Raw genomic sequence first — 13,267 nt, forward strand, 5'->3', positions numbered from 1 at the left:
CTTTGCCAGAGCTTCTATCCTCAGAACCTTATTGAAGCAAAACCACCGTTCGAGGAGACCGCTATGAGTATCGTTAAAAAAGCATCCGCGCATTGGGAAGGTGATCTGAAGACAGGCCTGGGTTCCATTTCCACTGAAACCGGCGTATTGCGCGAAGCGCCCTACGGCTTCAAGGCCCGTTTCGAAGGCGGCAAGGGCACAAACCCTGAGGAGCTGATTGGTGCGGCGCACGCCGGCTGTTTCTCCATGGCGTTTTCGATGATTCTGGGCGACGCCGGCCTCAAGGCTGACAGCATCGACACCCAGGCTGAAGTGACGCTGGACCAAGTGGAAGGCGGCTTCGCAATTACTGCTGTGCATTTGGTATTGAAAGCCAAGATCCCGGGCGCAAGCCAGGCGCAGTTCGACGAACTGAGCAAAAAGGCTAAGGAAGGCTGCCCGGTGTCCAAGGTGCTGAACGCCAAGATCAGCCTGGATGCCACGCTCGTCAGCTAATGCGGTCTGCTTAACCGCGTAGATCCAGTGTGGGAGCGGGTTTGTGTGGGAGCCGGGCTTGCCCGCGATAGGCACACCTCGGTTTTGCAGTTGCACCGAGGCGCTGCCATCGCAGGCGAGCCAGCTCCCACACACGCCCGCTCCCACATTTAGTTCTGCTTTAAATCAGAACTCGTATTTCCCCTATGTGGTCCTATAGCCTATGCAGCTAGGCGCACACTCGTGCGCATGCATTCAGGGAGCTTCACACATGAAACGTTTTGCCTTGGCGATCATCTGCGGTGTTTTGGCCACTTCGGCCGTGGCCGCTCCAAAAGATTGTGAAGAGCTTAGAAAAGAGATCGAGGTCAAGATCCAGGCTAACGCCGTGCCGTCCTACACCTTGGAAATCGTCAGCAAGGAAGAAGCCGACAAGCATGACAGCGCCATGGTCGTCGGCAGCTGTGAAAACGGCACCAAAGCCATCGTTTATCAGAAGAACAACGACTGATCAGATGCAGTTCACGCTGCGCTCCTGCGCCAGCAACTGACGCGCTGAGTTATACAGCCGAATGTTGGGCGTGAAGGCCAGCGAGCGACCTTCCAGCACATAGCGCTGGCCTGCCTGGAAATTGTCGTACTGCAGGGTCATGAAACAGGTGCGGTCGTGCGTCTGGTCCAGCCCGCCAAAGCCTGTACCCGTGTTCACCTCGAAATCAAAGCGCACCATCAGCTCGTGGCTGCCGGGTGGCACTTGGAAAAAACGCCCGTCATTCAGATTCTTGCCATCCAGGCGCTGGGCCATCACCAGTTTGGCGCCGGGTGTCGGGGTGGCGAAGTCGACCCAGGCCTGATGCGGATCCACTGGGGGAATCGGTGTAGAAGCACAGGCGCTGAGAAACAGGACGGTGACAGGTAGCAGGAGCTGGCGCATGGCAGGCACTCAACGGTAGGAAGGAATTGAGCCCGGCGCCGATGGCAGCAGACTCCTCATGAGTATAAACACGCCAGGCCATGGAAAAATTCCGTGCAGGCAGGATAGGCTGGCGAGCAAATTACCCAGGAGCAGTCGGAGCATGTTGAAGCGTTTTCTTCCAGGGTTAATGGTGGTGGTGCTCAGCGGCTGCTCAAGTGTCAGTTATTACAGCCAGCTCGCCAGCGGCCAATGGCAATTGCTGCGGGCCCGTGAGCCGGTTGCCGAGGTGATCGCCGACCCTTCTCGCCCACAGGTATTGCGTGAGCACTTGGTGCAGTCGCAAAAAGCCCGCACGTTCGCCAGTGAGCATCTGCACTTGCCCGACAACCAGAGTTACAGGTTGTACGCGGACATTGGCCGGCCATACGTAGTCTGGAATGTATTCGCTACGACGGAATTTTCCCTCTCTCCCGAAACCCATTGCTTCCCGATTGCCGGATGCGTCGCCTATCGCGGTTATTACAACCAGGGCGCGGCGCGCGGTGAGGCGGCGTTGCTGCAGCAACAAGGCATGGACGTGTCGATTGGTGGTGTCGAGGCCTATTCCACCTTGGGCTGGTTCAACGACCCGATCATGAATTCAATGATGAACTGGGGCGATGAGCGCCTGGCTACGCTGATTTTTCATGAGCTGGCGCACCAGCGTTTTTATGTGAAGGACGACACCGAGTTCAACGAGTCGTATGCCAACTTCGTCGAGCAGGAAGGCACTCGTCAATGGCGTGCGGCGCGGGGCTTGGCGCCTCTGAGCGATGCGGCGTTGCAGCAGCGTGATCAATTTATCCGAATGGTGCTGGATACCCGTAAACGCCTGGAAAAGCTTTACGCACAGCCCTTGGCAGTTGACGTGATGCGCCAGGCCAAGGCGGCGGAATTCGAGCGTTTGCGCAGCGATTACCGGCAAATGCGCGATAGCCAGTGGGGAGGTGATAAACGTTACGACGTGTGGATCAACCAGCCGATGAACAACGCGCGGTTGCTGCCGTTTGGGCTGTATGACCAATGGGTGCCGGCGTTTGCGGCGTTGTTTGCGCAGGAAGGTGGGGATTGGGTGAAGTTCTTTGCGGCGGTGGAGAAGATGGGTGGCTTGCCGGTGGAGCAGCGTAAGGCGGCGTTGCGGCGGTTGGAGGGTGGTGGCCACTAGGGTCTCATCGCAGGCAAGCCAGCTCCCACACTTGACCCAGTTTCAACATGAGAATGCGGTCGAATGTGGGAGCTGGCTTGCCTGCGATAGCGGCATCAGCCGCGCCTCATGAACGCCTGATGCATCTGCGCCAGCGTCTCAAAATGCCAGGTCGGCGCCTCGGCATTCAACTCTTCAAAACTGCCAAACCCATACCCCACCGCCGCTGAATCCAGCCCATTGCTGCGCGCGCCGATCAGGTCATGCTTGCGATCCCCGATCATCAACGTGGTCGCCGGGTCCAGGCCCTCTTCATTCATCAAGTGCGCAATCAACTCAACCTTGTTGGTGCGCGTGCCGTCCAGTTCGCTGCCGTAGATCACCTTGAAGTGCTTGGCAAAATCAAAGTGCCGGGCAATCTCGCGGGCGAATACCCACGGCTTGGACGTGGCCACATACAGCTGTCGGCCTTGGCCATTCAGTTCCTCAAGCAACGGCATGACGCCGTCGAATACGCGGTTTTCATACAGGCCGGTGACCTTGAAGCGTTCGCGATAAAAATTCACCGCTTCCCAGGCCTTGGCCTCATCGAAGCCATAGAACTGCATAAAGGCTTGCAGCAATGGCGGGCCGATAAAGTGTTCCAGTTTGGTCAAGTCGGGTTCATCAATGCCGAGTTTGCCGAGGGCGTACTGGATCGAACGGGTGATGCCCTCGCGCGGGTCGGTCAGGGTGCCGTCCAGGTCGAACAGCACGGTGGAGTAGTTCAGGGTCATCGGTCGAATCCTTGCGCCAGGTGCAGGTCTTTGAGCTTCACGTAGTTCGCGGCGCTGTAGGTGAAAAAGGCACGCTCTTTGTCAGTCAATGGGCGGATCTGTTTAACCGGGCTGCCCACGTACAAAAAACCGCTCTCCAGTTTCTTGCCCGGCGGCACCAGGCTGCCGGCGCCGATGATCACGTCGTCCTCCACCACGGCGCCGTCCATCACGATGCTGCCCATGCCGATCAGGATGCGGTTGCCCACCGTGCAGCCATGCAGCATGACCTTGTGGGCGATGGTTACGTCATCGCCGATCAGCAGCGGGAAGCCGTCCGGGTTGAACGGCCCGGCATGGGTGATGTGCAACACGCAGCCGTCCTGCACGCTGGTGCGCGCACCGATGCGGATGCGGTGCATGTCGCCGCGAATCACCGTCAGCGGCCAAACCGAGCTGTCGGCGCCGATTTCGACATCGCCGATCACCACCGCCGAAATATCGACAAAAGCCCCGGCGCCCAGGGTTGGCGTGTGGTTCTGATAGGTGCGAAGGGTCACGATAGCCTCTCTCTCTTCTGCTGATAGCTGCGGTGGGTGTTGATTGTAATTAAGATGGCCCCATCTTTGTTCTTACATGTTTCTTCAGCCAAGGTGCCCACCGTGAGCGCGAACAACCCTCTTCTGCAGTCCTACGACCTGCCGCCGTTCTCGGCGATCCGTGCCGAGCACGTGCAACCGGCCATCGAACAGATCCTCGCCGACAACCGTGTTGCCATCGAAGGCATCCTGCAAAGCCAGGGTAAAAATCCTACATGGGCCGGCCTGGTGCTGGCGATGGACGAACTGAATGACCGCCTGGGCGCCGCCTGGAGCCCGGTCAGCCACCTGAATGCCGTATGCAACAGCGCTGAACTGCGCGAAGCCTACGAGGCTTGCCTGCCGGCATTGAGCGCCTACTCCACCGAAATGGGCCAGAACCGCGCACTGTTCCAGGCCTTCGAAGCCTTGGCTAACAGCCCCGAAGCGGCCGGTTTCGACGTGGCGCAAAAGACTATCCTTGAGCACTCGCTGCGCGACTTCCGCCTGTCGGGTATCGATTTGCCGCCTGAGCAGCAAAAGCGCTACGCCGAAGTGCAGAGCAAGCTGTCCGAGCTGGGCAGCAAATTTTCCAACCAACTGTTGGATGCCACCCAGGCCTGGACCAAGCACGTTACCGATGAAGCCACCCTCGCCGGTCTGACCGATTCGGCCAAGGCGCAAATGGCCGCCGCCGCCCAGGCCAAAGGCCTCGATGGCTGGCTGATCACCCTGGAATTCCCCAGCTACTACGCGGTGATGACCTACGCCCACGACCGCGCCCTGCGCGAAGAGGTCTACGCGGCTTACTGCACCCGCGCGTCGGACCAAGGCCCGAATGCCGGTAAGAATGATAACGGCCCGGTGATGGAACAGATCCTCGACCTGCGTCAGGAGCTGGCCCAGCTGCTGGGCTATGCGTCGTTCTCCGAGCTGAGCCTGGCCACCAAAATGGCCGAGTCCAGCGACCAGGTGCTGAGCTTCCTGCGCGACCTGGCCAAGCGCAGCAAGCCGTTTGCCGCCCAGGACCTGCAACAGCTCAAGGCATATGCCGCCGAACAAGGTTGTGCGGATCTGCAAAGCTGGGACAGTGGTTTCTACGGCGAAAAACTCCGCGAGCAGCGCTACAGCGTGTCCCAGGAAGCCCTGCGCGCCTACTTCCCGATCGACAAAGTATTGGGCGGCCTGTTTGCCATCGTCCAGCGCCTGTACGGCATCGAGATCGCCGAGCAAAAAGGTTTCGACACTTGGCACCCGGACGTTCGCCTGTTCGAAATCAAGGAAAACGGCCAGCACGTCGGCCGCTTCTTCTTCGACCTGTACGCCCGCGCCAACAAGCGTGGCGGCGCCTGGATGGACGGCGCGCGTGACCGTCGCCGCACGGTTGACGGCGTACTGCAAAGCCCGGTGGCTAACCTGGTGTGCAACTTCACCCCGGCCGACAGCGGCAAGCCTGCCCTGCTGACCCACGATGAAGTGACCACGTTGTTCCACGAATTCGGCCACGGCCTGCATCACCTGCTGACCCGTGTCGAACACGCCGGCGTCTCCGGCATCAACGGCGTGGCCTGGGACGCGGTGGAATTGCCGAGCCAGTTCATGGAGAACTGGTGCTGGGAGCCGGAAGGCCTGGCACTGATTTCCGGCCACTATGAAACCGGCGAGCCGCTGCCCCAGGACCTGCTGGAAAAAATGCTCGCGGCGAAGAACTTCCAGTCCGGCCTGATGATGGTGCGCCAGCTTGAGTTCTCGCTGTTCGACTTCGAACTGCATGCCACCCATGGCGATGGCCGCAGCGTTGCGCAAGTGCTTGAAGGCGTGCGCGATGAGGTCTCGGTGATGCGCCCACCGGCGTACAACCGCTTCCCTAACAGCTTCGCGCACATCTTTGCCGGCGGGTACGCGGCGGGTTACTACAGCTACAAGTGGGCGGAAGTGCTGTCGGCGGATGCCTTCTCCAAGTTTGAAGAAGACGGCGTGCTGAACGCCGAGACCGGCCGCGCCTTCCGCGAAGCCATTCTGGCGCGCGGCGGTTCACAGGCACCGATGGTGCTGTTTGTCGACTTCCGCGGACGTGCGCCGTCGATTGACGCACTCTTGCGCCACAGCGGCCTGAGTGAGGACGCGGCAGCATGAGCGAAGGGCCTGTGATTACCAAAAAGCAATTTATCGCCGGGGCGGTCTGCCCGGCGTGCAGCGAGCCGGACAAGTTGAAGATGTGGACCGAAGACAACGTGCCGCACCGCGAATGTGTGGCCTGCGGTTATACCGACACGTTGAATGACCAGGGTCTGTCGGTGCCCAAGGAGTTGGGCACGCGGGTTAATACATCGGCATTGAAAGCGCCGGACCCGAAGGTGCAGGCCGTGCAGTTTTTTCCCAATCCGAAGCTGAAAAAAGACTGACGCCCATCAGGGTGTCAGCACCAGTTCAGCGTCTTTTTTGGTGTCGACACGGCTGCTATTGGCCGTGTTGAGCCAACTGTTCATCGAGCACAGGGCAAACGCACTGGTGCTGCAATCGCCATTCGCCAAGGCCGTACGCAACTTGTCGACATCGGCTTTCATCATGTAGCGAACGCTGTCCCTAAAGCCATTGCTGGTACCAAAACCGCCCAAGGTCATTTCGTTCAGCGCATCTTCCTTGCTCCAGCCCTGGATCACCACGCGGTACATCGCCGCCATCAAACCTGTGCGGTCCGAGCCGTGTTTGCAGTGCATCAGCACCGGGCCTTTGGTTTCTGCATCCTGAATGGCCCTTAACGCCGCGAGTACGTCTGAATCGTCGACGTGATTGGTGCGATAAGTCAGCTGCACCTGTTTGATATCAGATGTCTTCAGCCACGTCGCATCAGATTCCGGCAGAAAGTTGATCACTGTGGCGATCTTCAGATTTTCCAATACGGGGAGCGCATTGCCGTTGGGCAGCGCGCTGCGATACAGCGTGGGCGTCATTTGGTGCAGATTGAACTGGTCGCCCACAGGCTGGGCCCACTCCGGTGAGCGTAGGGAAGATGTGCCGTCCGCCTGGGCGTGCGCGGTGGCGAACAGGGCCAGAAGCGCCATGCCGAGGGCAGGCAGCAATCGAATCTCGAACATGCGCGTTGTAACCGAATAGGGAAATGGCTGATGGGCCAAAGATTCGCCTACGCGGGGTCAATGCGGCGTGAGGTACTCGTCAAAGAATCGTGAATACCGACCTGATCTGCTGTTTTTCTCGCTGAACCGATTTTCTCAATTCTTAGCCTGCTATCATTTGTAACTATTGTTTGCCACTGTGTTCTATCCCTTTGGATCCAATTTCCTGGCAAGCCTTCACGCTGCTCCCAGAAGCGGCTGATAAACCCGTGACCACATGATGAGGTGCACCTATGTCTGATCAAGATCAAGACAATCCCCGGCGTGATTTTTTGCGCAAATCCTTGACCTTGATCCCGGTGGTCACGGTTGCCAGCACCGGCTTTGGTGGCTCGATGCTGATGGCCACGCAGGAACCGGTGCAGGCTGCCGAGGCTAAGCCGCCGGTCAGCGACAAAGCCTACGAACCGAGCTATTTCACGGCTGAAGAGTGGGCGTTTCTCAACGCCGCCGTCGCGCGTTTGATTCCTGCTGATGCCCAGGGCCCTGGCGCCTTGGAGGCTGGTGCGCCGGAATACATCGACCGCCAGATGAACACGCCTTACGCCGCAGGCGCGCTGTGGTTCATGCAGGGCCCGTTCAACGCCGATGCGGCCCCGGAGATGGGCTGGCAGAGCAAGCTGGTGCCCAAGGACATTTATCGCCTGGGCATTGCAGCGACGGATGCGTGGTCGAAGGCGTTTAACGGCAAGGCCTTTGCCGCGCAAGACAGCGCTACCCAGGACGATATGCTGCGCCGCCTTGAAGCCGGCGGCAGCGAAGTGACTGCGCACTTTGAGACGGTGCCCGCAAAGATGTTCTTCAACCTGCTGCTGCAAAACACCAAGGAAGGATTCTTCTGCGACCCGATCCACGGCGGCAACAAAGGTATGGTCGGCTGGACCATGATCGGCTTCCCCGGCGCCCGCGCCGACTTTATGGACTGGGTTGAACGCAACGAGCAATACCCCTTCCCGGCTGTTTCCATTCGCGGCGAGAGGGCATAAACGTGGCGACCATTATGAAGAAAGTGGACGCGGTGATCGTGGGCTTCGGCTGGACCGGCGCGATTATGGCCAAGGAACTCACGGAAGCTGGCCTCAACGTGGTAGCGCTGGAGCGCGGCCCGATGCAGGACACCTACCCGGACGGCAACTATCCGCAGGTCATCGACGAATTGACCTACAGCGTGCGTAAAAAACTCTTTCAGGACATCTCCAAAGAAACGGTGACCATTCGCCATAGCGTGAATGACGTCGCCCTGCCCAACCGCCAGCTGGGTGCGTTTCTGCCGGGCAATGGCGTGGGCGGCGCGGGCCTGCACTGGTCGGGCGTGCACTTTCGTGTCGACCCTATCGAGTTGCGCATGCGCAGCCACTACGAAGAGCGCTACGGCAAAAACTTCATTCCCAAGGACATGACCATCCAGGACTTCGGCGTCAGCTACGAAGAGCTGGAACCGTTTTTCGACTACGCGGAAAAAGTCTTCGGCACCTCCGGCCAGGCCTGGACCGTAAAAGGTCAAGTGGTGGGCGAAGGCCGTGGTGGCAACCCGTACGCGCCGGATCGTTCCAACCCGTTCCCGTTGGAGTCGCAGAAAAACACCGTCTCCGCACAGCTGTTTCAGAAAGCGGCCGCCGAGGTTGGTTACAAACCCTACAACCTGCCGTCGGCCAATACGTCGGGGCCGTACACCAACCCCTACGGCGCACAGATGGGCCCGTGCAACTTCTGCGGTTTCTGCAGCGGCTACGTGTGCTACATGTACTCCAAGGCCTCGCCGAATGTGAACATCCTGCCGGCGCTGCGTCAGGTACCGAACTTTGAGCTGCGGGCCAATTCCCACGTGCTCAAGGTCAACCTGGACAGCACCAAGAGCAAGGCCACCGGCGTGACCTATATCGACGCCCAGGGTCGCGAATGCGAGCAGCCGGCTGACCTGGTGATCATCGGCTCTTTCCAGTTCAACAATGTGCGCCTCATGTTGCTCTCGGGTATTGGCAAACCCTACGACCCGATTACCAATGAGGGCGTGGTGGGCCGCAACTTCGCCTACCAGAACATGGGCACCATCAAAGCCTTCTTCGACAAGGACACCCACACCAATAACTTCATCGGTGCGGGCGGCAATGGCGTGGCCATTGATGATTTCAACGCGGATAACTTCGACCATGGGCCGCACGGCTTTGTCGGCGGTTCGCCGATGTGGGTCAACCAGGCCGGCAGCCGGCCGATTGCCGGTACGTCCAACCCGCCAGGCACGCCAGCGTGGGGCAGTGCCTGGAAGCGCGCGACCGCCGATTACTACACCCACCAGGTGTCGATGGACGCCCACGGTGCGCATCAATCCTACCGGGGCAACTACCTGGATCTGGACCCGGTGTACCGCGATGCCTACGGCCTGCCACTGCTGCGGATGACATTCGACTGGCAGGAAAACGACATCAAGATGAACCGCTTCATGATGGAGAAAATGGGCAAGGTCGCCGAAGCGATGAACCCCAAGGCCATTGCTGTGCTCGGCAAAAAGGTCGGTGAGCACTTCAACACTGCGGCCTACCAGACCACCCACCTCAACGGCGGCGCGATCATGGGCACCGACCCGAAAACCAGTGCGTTGAACCGCTACCTGCAGAGCTGGGACGTACACAACGTGTTTGTCCCAGGCGCGTCAGCTTTCCCACAGGGCTTGGGCTATAACCCTACTGGCCTGGTGGCGGCACTGACCTATTGGTCGGCGCGAGCGATCCGCGAGCAGTACCTGAAAAACCCCGGCCCACTGGTTCAGGCATAAGGAGCGATGACCATGAAAGCACTTGTTATCGCCTCCCTGGCACTCTTGAGCAGCTGTTCGGTAAGCGCCGCTGAAACCGACCTGGTCAAGCAGGGCGAATACCTGGCCCGCGCCGGTGATTGCGTAGCCTGCCACACCGCCAAGGGTGGCAAACCCTTTGCCGGCGGGCTGCCGATGGAAACCCCGATCGGCGTGATCTACTCCACCAACATCACCCCGGACAAGACCGGCCTGGGCGACTACAGCTTCGAAGATTTCGACAAGGCCGTGCGCCATGGCGTCGCCAAGAACGGTAGTACGCTTTACCCGGCGATGCCCTACCCGTCTTACGCGCGTGTCAGCGACAGCGACATGCAGGCGTTGTATGCCTACTTCATGAAGGGTGTAGAGCCGGTCGCCCAAGAGAACAAAGACAGCGATATTCCTTGGCCCTTGAGCATGCGCTGGCCGTTGGCGGCCTGGCGCTGGATGTTTGCGCCGGCCGTTGAGGAGCATCCGGCACAACCGGCCGCCGACCCGGTGGTCAGCCGTGGCGCGTACCTGGTTGAAGGCTTGGGACATTGCGGCGCCTGCCACACGCCGCGCGCCCTGACCATGCAGGAAAAAGCCCTCAGCGCCACTGACGGCAACGCCTTCCTGTCCGGCAGCGCGCCGTTGGAAGGCTGGATCGCGAAAAGCCTGCGTGGCGATCACAAGGACGGCCTCGGCAGCTGGAGCGAGGACGAACTGGTGCAATTTCTCAAGACCGGCCGCAGTGATCGCAGCGCCGTGTTTGGCGGCATGAGCGATGTGGTGGTGCACAGCATGCAGTACATGTCGCAGGATGACCTGACCGCTATCGCCCGCTACCTCAAGAGCCTGCCGGCGGTGGATCCCAAGGATCAGCCGCATCAGTACGACAAACAGGTGGCCGAGGCGTTGTGGAAAGGTGACGACAGCAAGCCGGGCGCGTCGGTGTACATCGACAACTGCGCGGCGTGCCACCGTACCGACGGCCATGGCTATACGCGGGTGTTCCCGGCGCTGGCGGGTAACCCGGTGTTGCAGACGGCAGATGCCACGTCGCTGATCAACATTGTGTTGAATGGCGGCACCTTGCCGGCTACGCACACGGCACCGTCGACGTTCACCATGCCGGCGTTTGCCTGGCGGTTGTCGGACCAGGAAGTGGCGGATGTGGTCAGTTTCGTCCGCGGCAGCTGGGGCAACAAAGGCGCGCCGGTAAAAGCCAGCGACGTGGCGGATCTGCGCAAGAGCGATATGCGCACCACCTCGGGCGATGACTTGGGGCAAGTGACGCAAAAGCACTGACCGCCAGACGGCACTGGTCATAACCATCACGCCCCAGTACTGTATATAAAAACAGTATTGGGGCGTTTTCATGTCTACACCTTTACCGCCCCGTGGCCGGGGCACGGCCACCAACCTGCACAATCGCTTTGCGCCTACGGTCAGTGTGGCCGAGGACGACGGCTGGTTTCAGGAGGTGCCGCCGACCCAGGGCACCGAAGTGCGTATCGAAACGGCCAAAAGCATCATCACCCGCAATAACTCGCCGGACCTGCCGTTTGATCGCTCGATCAACCCCTATCGCGGCTGCGAGCACGGTTGCATCTACTGCTACGCGCGGCCCAGTCACGCCTACTGGGACATGTCGCCGGGGCTGGATTTCGAAACCAAGCTGATCGCCAAGACCAATGCCGCCCAGGTGCTGGAGCAACAGCTGTCGAAGCCGGGTTATGTGTGTGCGCCGATCAATCTGGGCTCCAATACCGACCCCTACCAGCCCATCGAGCGCGAGTACAGGATCACCCGGCAGACCCTCGAAGTGCTGCTGCGCTACCGCCACCCGGTGACCATCATCACCAAGGGCTCGCTGATTTTGCGTGACCTCGACCTGCTGACCGAGCTGGCCCGGCAGCGGCTGGTGGCGGTGATGATCAGCCTCACGAGCCTGGACGATGAGCTCAAGCGCATTCTGGAACCGCGCACGGCGGCGCCCAAGGCGCGGTTGCGGGCGATTCGGGTGATGCGCGAGGCCGGCATTCCGGTGGGCGTGTTGTGTTCACCGATGATTCCGATGATCAACGACAGCGAGCTCGAAAGCCTGCTGACCGAAGCCCACGCGGCGGGTGCCCAAAGTGCGGCCTACATGATGCTGCGTTTGCCACTGGAGGTGGCGCCGTTGTTCGAGGAGTGGCTGGCGGCGCATTACCCGCAGCGCGCGGCCCATGTGATGAGCCTGGTGCGCCAGGTGCGCGGTGGTGAGGTGTACGACAGCCGCTTCGGTGTGCGCATGCGGGGCGAGGGGCCGTTCGCCGATCTGCTGGCGCAGCGCTTCAGCAAGGCGATCAAGCGCCTGGGGCTTAATCGTCGGGAAGGGTTTAATCTGGATTGCACGGCGTTCTGCCCACCGGGCAGGCAGATGGCATTGTTGTAAACTGACCAAGAAGAGCGCGACATGCCTGTAGGAATAGTCGCGTTTTGACATCACTGAAACCCTCGATCTAGAGCGGTTCATTCAGTTTGAGTTAAGTTTCGGCGGTTACCTTGTTCAGCGAGTGACTGGTGGGTCGGAACCGTGGTCTTCAGCGTTTTACAACTAATCCACTGGCCCAGCGTCGAAATGACCTGAACACTCTCCCTGCATTAATCAAGAGGATGAATCATGAGTGACAAGGATAAACAGCCGTTGGCTGCGTCGGCTTCAGCCCCTCAGGTGGCCGAGTCCGCCGATGCAGCGCTAAAGCACATCGTTGACGGCTTTTTGCATTTCCATCACGACGTCTTCCCCCAGCAGGAAGAACTCTTCAAAAAACTCGCCACGGCCCAGAGCCCACGGGCGATGTTTATCACCTGTGCCGATTCGCGGATCGTGCCCGAGCTGATCACCCAAAGCTCCCCTGGCGACCTGTTCGTCACGCGTAACGTCGGCAACGTGGTGCCACCTTACGGACAGATGAACGGCGGCGTTTCCACGGCCATCGAGTACGCGGTTCTCGCCCTGGGCGTGCAGCACATTATCGTGTGCGGGCATTCCGACTGCGGCGCCATGCGCGCGGTACTCAACCCCCAGAGCCTGGAAAAAATGCCGACAGTCCGGGCTTGGCTGCGTCATGCCGAGGTCGCCAAGTCCATGGTTGAGGACAACTGCGACTGCGCCAATGAAGGCGAAAGCATGAAGGTGCTGACCGAAGAAAACGTCATCGCCCAGTTGCAGCATTTGCGCACCCACCCTTCCGTGGCCTCACGCATGGCCAATGGTCATTTGTTTATCCATGGCTGGATCTACAACATCGAGACCAGCGAAATCCGAGCCTACGATGCAGATCAGGCGGCATTTCGACCGCTGAGTGGCGACGGACCAATCCCTTGCGCGACGCCTAAAGCGCGCTTCTAAAACACTTCCCTGCCGGGTAATGCGGTGGCTGCCATGGATGCAGCCAGGCAT

Annotated in this window: 14 protein-coding genes; 10 read left to right on the forward strand and 4 right to left on the reverse strand. The window is 59.9% G+C overall.

All coding sequences use genetic code 11. The features are described 5' to 3' along the window. Positions 1–63: 63 nt before the first annotated feature. Both FPT15_RS03240 and FPT15_RS03245 read left to right on the forward strand, forming a co-directional pair. Positions 64–495: an OsmC family protein gene (locus FPT15_RS03240; protein ID WP_141156381.1), complete on the forward strand. Its 432-nt coding sequence runs from the start codon at positions 64–66 to the stop codon at positions 493–495. Positions 496–745: 250 nt separating this feature from the next. Then, positions 746–985, forward strand: a complete 240-nt coding sequence (locus tag FPT15_RS03245) for a DUF1161 domain-containing protein (RefSeq protein ID WP_010207769.1) — start codon at positions 746–748, stop codon at positions 983–985. Here the strand turns inward: FPT15_RS03245 and FPT15_RS03250 are convergent, their stop codons facing one another. Next, positions 986–1,408: a hypothetical protein gene (locus tag FPT15_RS03250; protein ID WP_106576005.1), complete on the reverse strand. Its 423-nt coding sequence runs from the start codon at positions 1,406–1,408 to the stop codon at positions 986–988. A 142-nt stretch (positions 1,409–1,550) separates the two neighbouring features. On the opposite strand from FPT15_RS03250, the gene FPT15_RS03255 reads away from it, so the two are divergent. Then, a complete protein-coding gene (locus FPT15_RS03255) occupies positions 1,551–2,594 on the forward strand; it encodes an aminopeptidase (protein WP_145158476.1) in 1,044 nt (347 codons plus the stop codon). Positions 2,595–2,689: 95 nt separating this feature from the next. On the opposite strand, the gene FPT15_RS03260 is transcribed toward FPT15_RS03255, so the two are convergent. Continuing rightward, positions 2,690–3,349: an HAD family hydrolase gene (locus FPT15_RS03260; RefSeq protein WP_145158478.1), complete on the reverse strand. Its 660-nt coding sequence runs from the start codon at positions 3,347–3,349 to the stop codon at positions 2,690–2,692. Then, on the reverse strand, positions 3,346–3,888 hold the full coding sequence (locus FPT15_RS03265; protein ID WP_145158480.1) for a gamma carbonic anhydrase family protein: 543 nt from the start codon (positions 3,886–3,888) through the stop codon (positions 3,346–3,348). The genes FPT15_RS03260 and FPT15_RS03265 overlap by 4 nt, the downstream gene beginning before the upstream one ends. A 54-nt stretch (positions 3,889–3,942) precedes the next feature. On the opposite strand from FPT15_RS03265, the gene prlC reads away from it, so the two are divergent. Together prlC and FPT15_RS03275 are read left to right on the forward strand one after the other, a co-directional pair. Beyond that, complete coding sequence (gene prlC / locus FPT15_RS03270) at positions 3,943–6,042, forward strand: oligopeptidase A (protein ID WP_178119644.1); 2,100 nt, start codon at positions 3,943–3,945, stop codon at positions 6,040–6,042. Beyond that, positions 6,039–6,311 carry a YheV family putative zinc ribbon protein gene (locus FPT15_RS03275; protein ID WP_065902760.1) on the forward strand — a complete coding sequence of 91 codons (273 nt, stop codon included), beginning with the start codon at positions 6,039–6,041 and terminating at the stop codon, positions 6,309–6,311. Before prlC ends, FPT15_RS03275 begins: the two co-directional genes overlap by 4 nt. Before the next feature lie 6 nt (positions 6,312–6,317). Here FPT15_RS03275 and FPT15_RS03280 read toward each other — a convergent pair whose 3' ends face one another. Continuing rightward, positions 6,318–7,004 carry a dual specificity protein phosphatase family protein gene (locus FPT15_RS03280; protein WP_145158484.1) on the reverse strand — a complete coding sequence of 229 codons (687 nt, stop codon included), beginning with the start codon at positions 7,002–7,004 and terminating at the stop codon, positions 6,318–6,320. A 272-nt stretch (positions 7,005–7,276) separates the two neighbouring features. Here FPT15_RS03280 and FPT15_RS03285 point away from each other — a divergent pair, with 272 nt between their 5' ends. The 5 genes from FPT15_RS03285 to FPT15_RS03305 all read left to right on the forward strand — a co-directional run bounded on the left by FPT15_RS03285 (position 7,277) and on the right by FPT15_RS03305 (position 13,216). Further along, complete coding sequence (locus tag FPT15_RS03285) at positions 7,277–8,029, forward strand: gluconate 2-dehydrogenase subunit 3 family protein (protein WP_145158486.1); 753 nt, start codon at positions 7,277–7,279, stop codon at positions 8,027–8,029. A gap of 2 nt (positions 8,030–8,031) precedes the next feature. After that, positions 8,032–9,816, forward strand: coding sequence for a GMC family oxidoreductase (locus FPT15_RS03290; RefSeq protein ID WP_145158488.1), 1,785 nt, complete (start codon positions 8,032–8,034; stop codon positions 9,814–9,816). Positions 9,817–9,828: 12 nt separating this feature from the next. Beyond that, positions 9,829–11,127, forward strand: a complete 1,299-nt coding sequence (locus FPT15_RS03295; protein WP_145158490.1) for a cytochrome c — start codon at positions 9,829–9,831, stop codon at positions 11,125–11,127. A gap of 70 nt (positions 11,128–11,197) precedes the next feature. Continuing rightward, on the forward strand, positions 11,198–12,256 hold the full coding sequence (locus FPT15_RS29710; RefSeq protein ID WP_178119645.1) for a PA0069 family radical SAM protein: 1,059 nt from the start codon (positions 11,198–11,200) through the stop codon (positions 12,254–12,256). Positions 12,257–12,484: 228 nt separating this feature from the next. Then, entirely contained in the window at positions 12,485–13,216 is a 732-nt protein-coding gene (locus tag FPT15_RS03305) for a carbonic anhydrase (RefSeq protein ID WP_106576015.1), read from the forward strand. The last annotated feature ends 51 nt before the right edge of the window (positions 13,217–13,267 follow it).

This window comes from Pseudomonas sp. RGB (assembly GCF_007713445.1).
Classification (GTDB): domain Bacteria; phylum Pseudomonadota; class Gammaproteobacteria; order Pseudomonadales; family Pseudomonadaceae; genus Aquipseudomonas.

What these genes read in the sequence shown, in the direction of transcription:
- FPT15_RS03240 (WP_141156381.1), top strand. Translation starts at nt 64, where the DNA reads ATGAGTATCGTTAAAAAAGCATCCGCGCATTGGGAAGGTGATCTGAAG.
- FPT15_RS03245 (WP_010207769.1), top strand. Translation starts at nt 746, where the DNA reads ATGAAACGTTTTGCCTTGGCGATCATCTGCGGTGTTTTGGCCACTTCG.
- FPT15_RS03250 (WP_106576005.1), bottom strand. Translation starts at nt 1,408, where the DNA reads ATGCGCCAGCTCCTGCTACCTGTCACCGTCCTGTTTCTCAGCGCCTGT.
- FPT15_RS03255 (WP_145158476.1), top strand. Translation starts at nt 1,551, where the DNA reads ATGTTGAAGCGTTTTCTTCCAGGGTTAATGGTGGTGGTGCTCAGCGGC.
- FPT15_RS03260 (WP_145158478.1), bottom strand. Translation starts at nt 3,349, where the DNA reads ATGACCCTGAACTACTCCACCGTGCTGTTCGACCTGGACGGCACCCTG.
- prlC (WP_178119644.1), top strand. Translation starts at nt 3,943, where the DNA reads ATGGCCCCATCTTTGTTCTTACATGTTTCTTCAGCCAAGGTGCCCACC.
- FPT15_RS03275 (WP_065902760.1), top strand. Translation starts at nt 6,039, where the DNA reads ATGAGCGAAGGGCCTGTGATTACCAAAAAGCAATTTATCGCCGGGGCG.
- FPT15_RS03280 (WP_145158484.1), bottom strand. Translation starts at nt 7,004, where the DNA reads ATGTTCGAGATTCGATTGCTGCCTGCCCTCGGCATGGCGCTTCTGGCC.
- FPT15_RS03285 (WP_145158486.1), top strand. Translation starts at nt 7,277, where the DNA reads ATGTCTGATCAAGATCAAGACAATCCCCGGCGTGATTTTTTGCGCAAA.
- FPT15_RS03295 (WP_145158490.1), top strand. Translation starts at nt 9,829, where the DNA reads ATGAAAGCACTTGTTATCGCCTCCCTGGCACTCTTGAGCAGCTGTTCG.
- FPT15_RS29710 (WP_178119645.1), top strand. Translation starts at nt 11,198, where the DNA reads ATGTCTACACCTTTACCGCCCCGTGGCCGGGGCACGGCCACCAACCTG.
- FPT15_RS03305 (WP_106576015.1), top strand. Translation starts at nt 12,485, where the DNA reads ATGAGTGACAAGGATAAACAGCCGTTGGCTGCGTCGGCTTCAGCCCCT.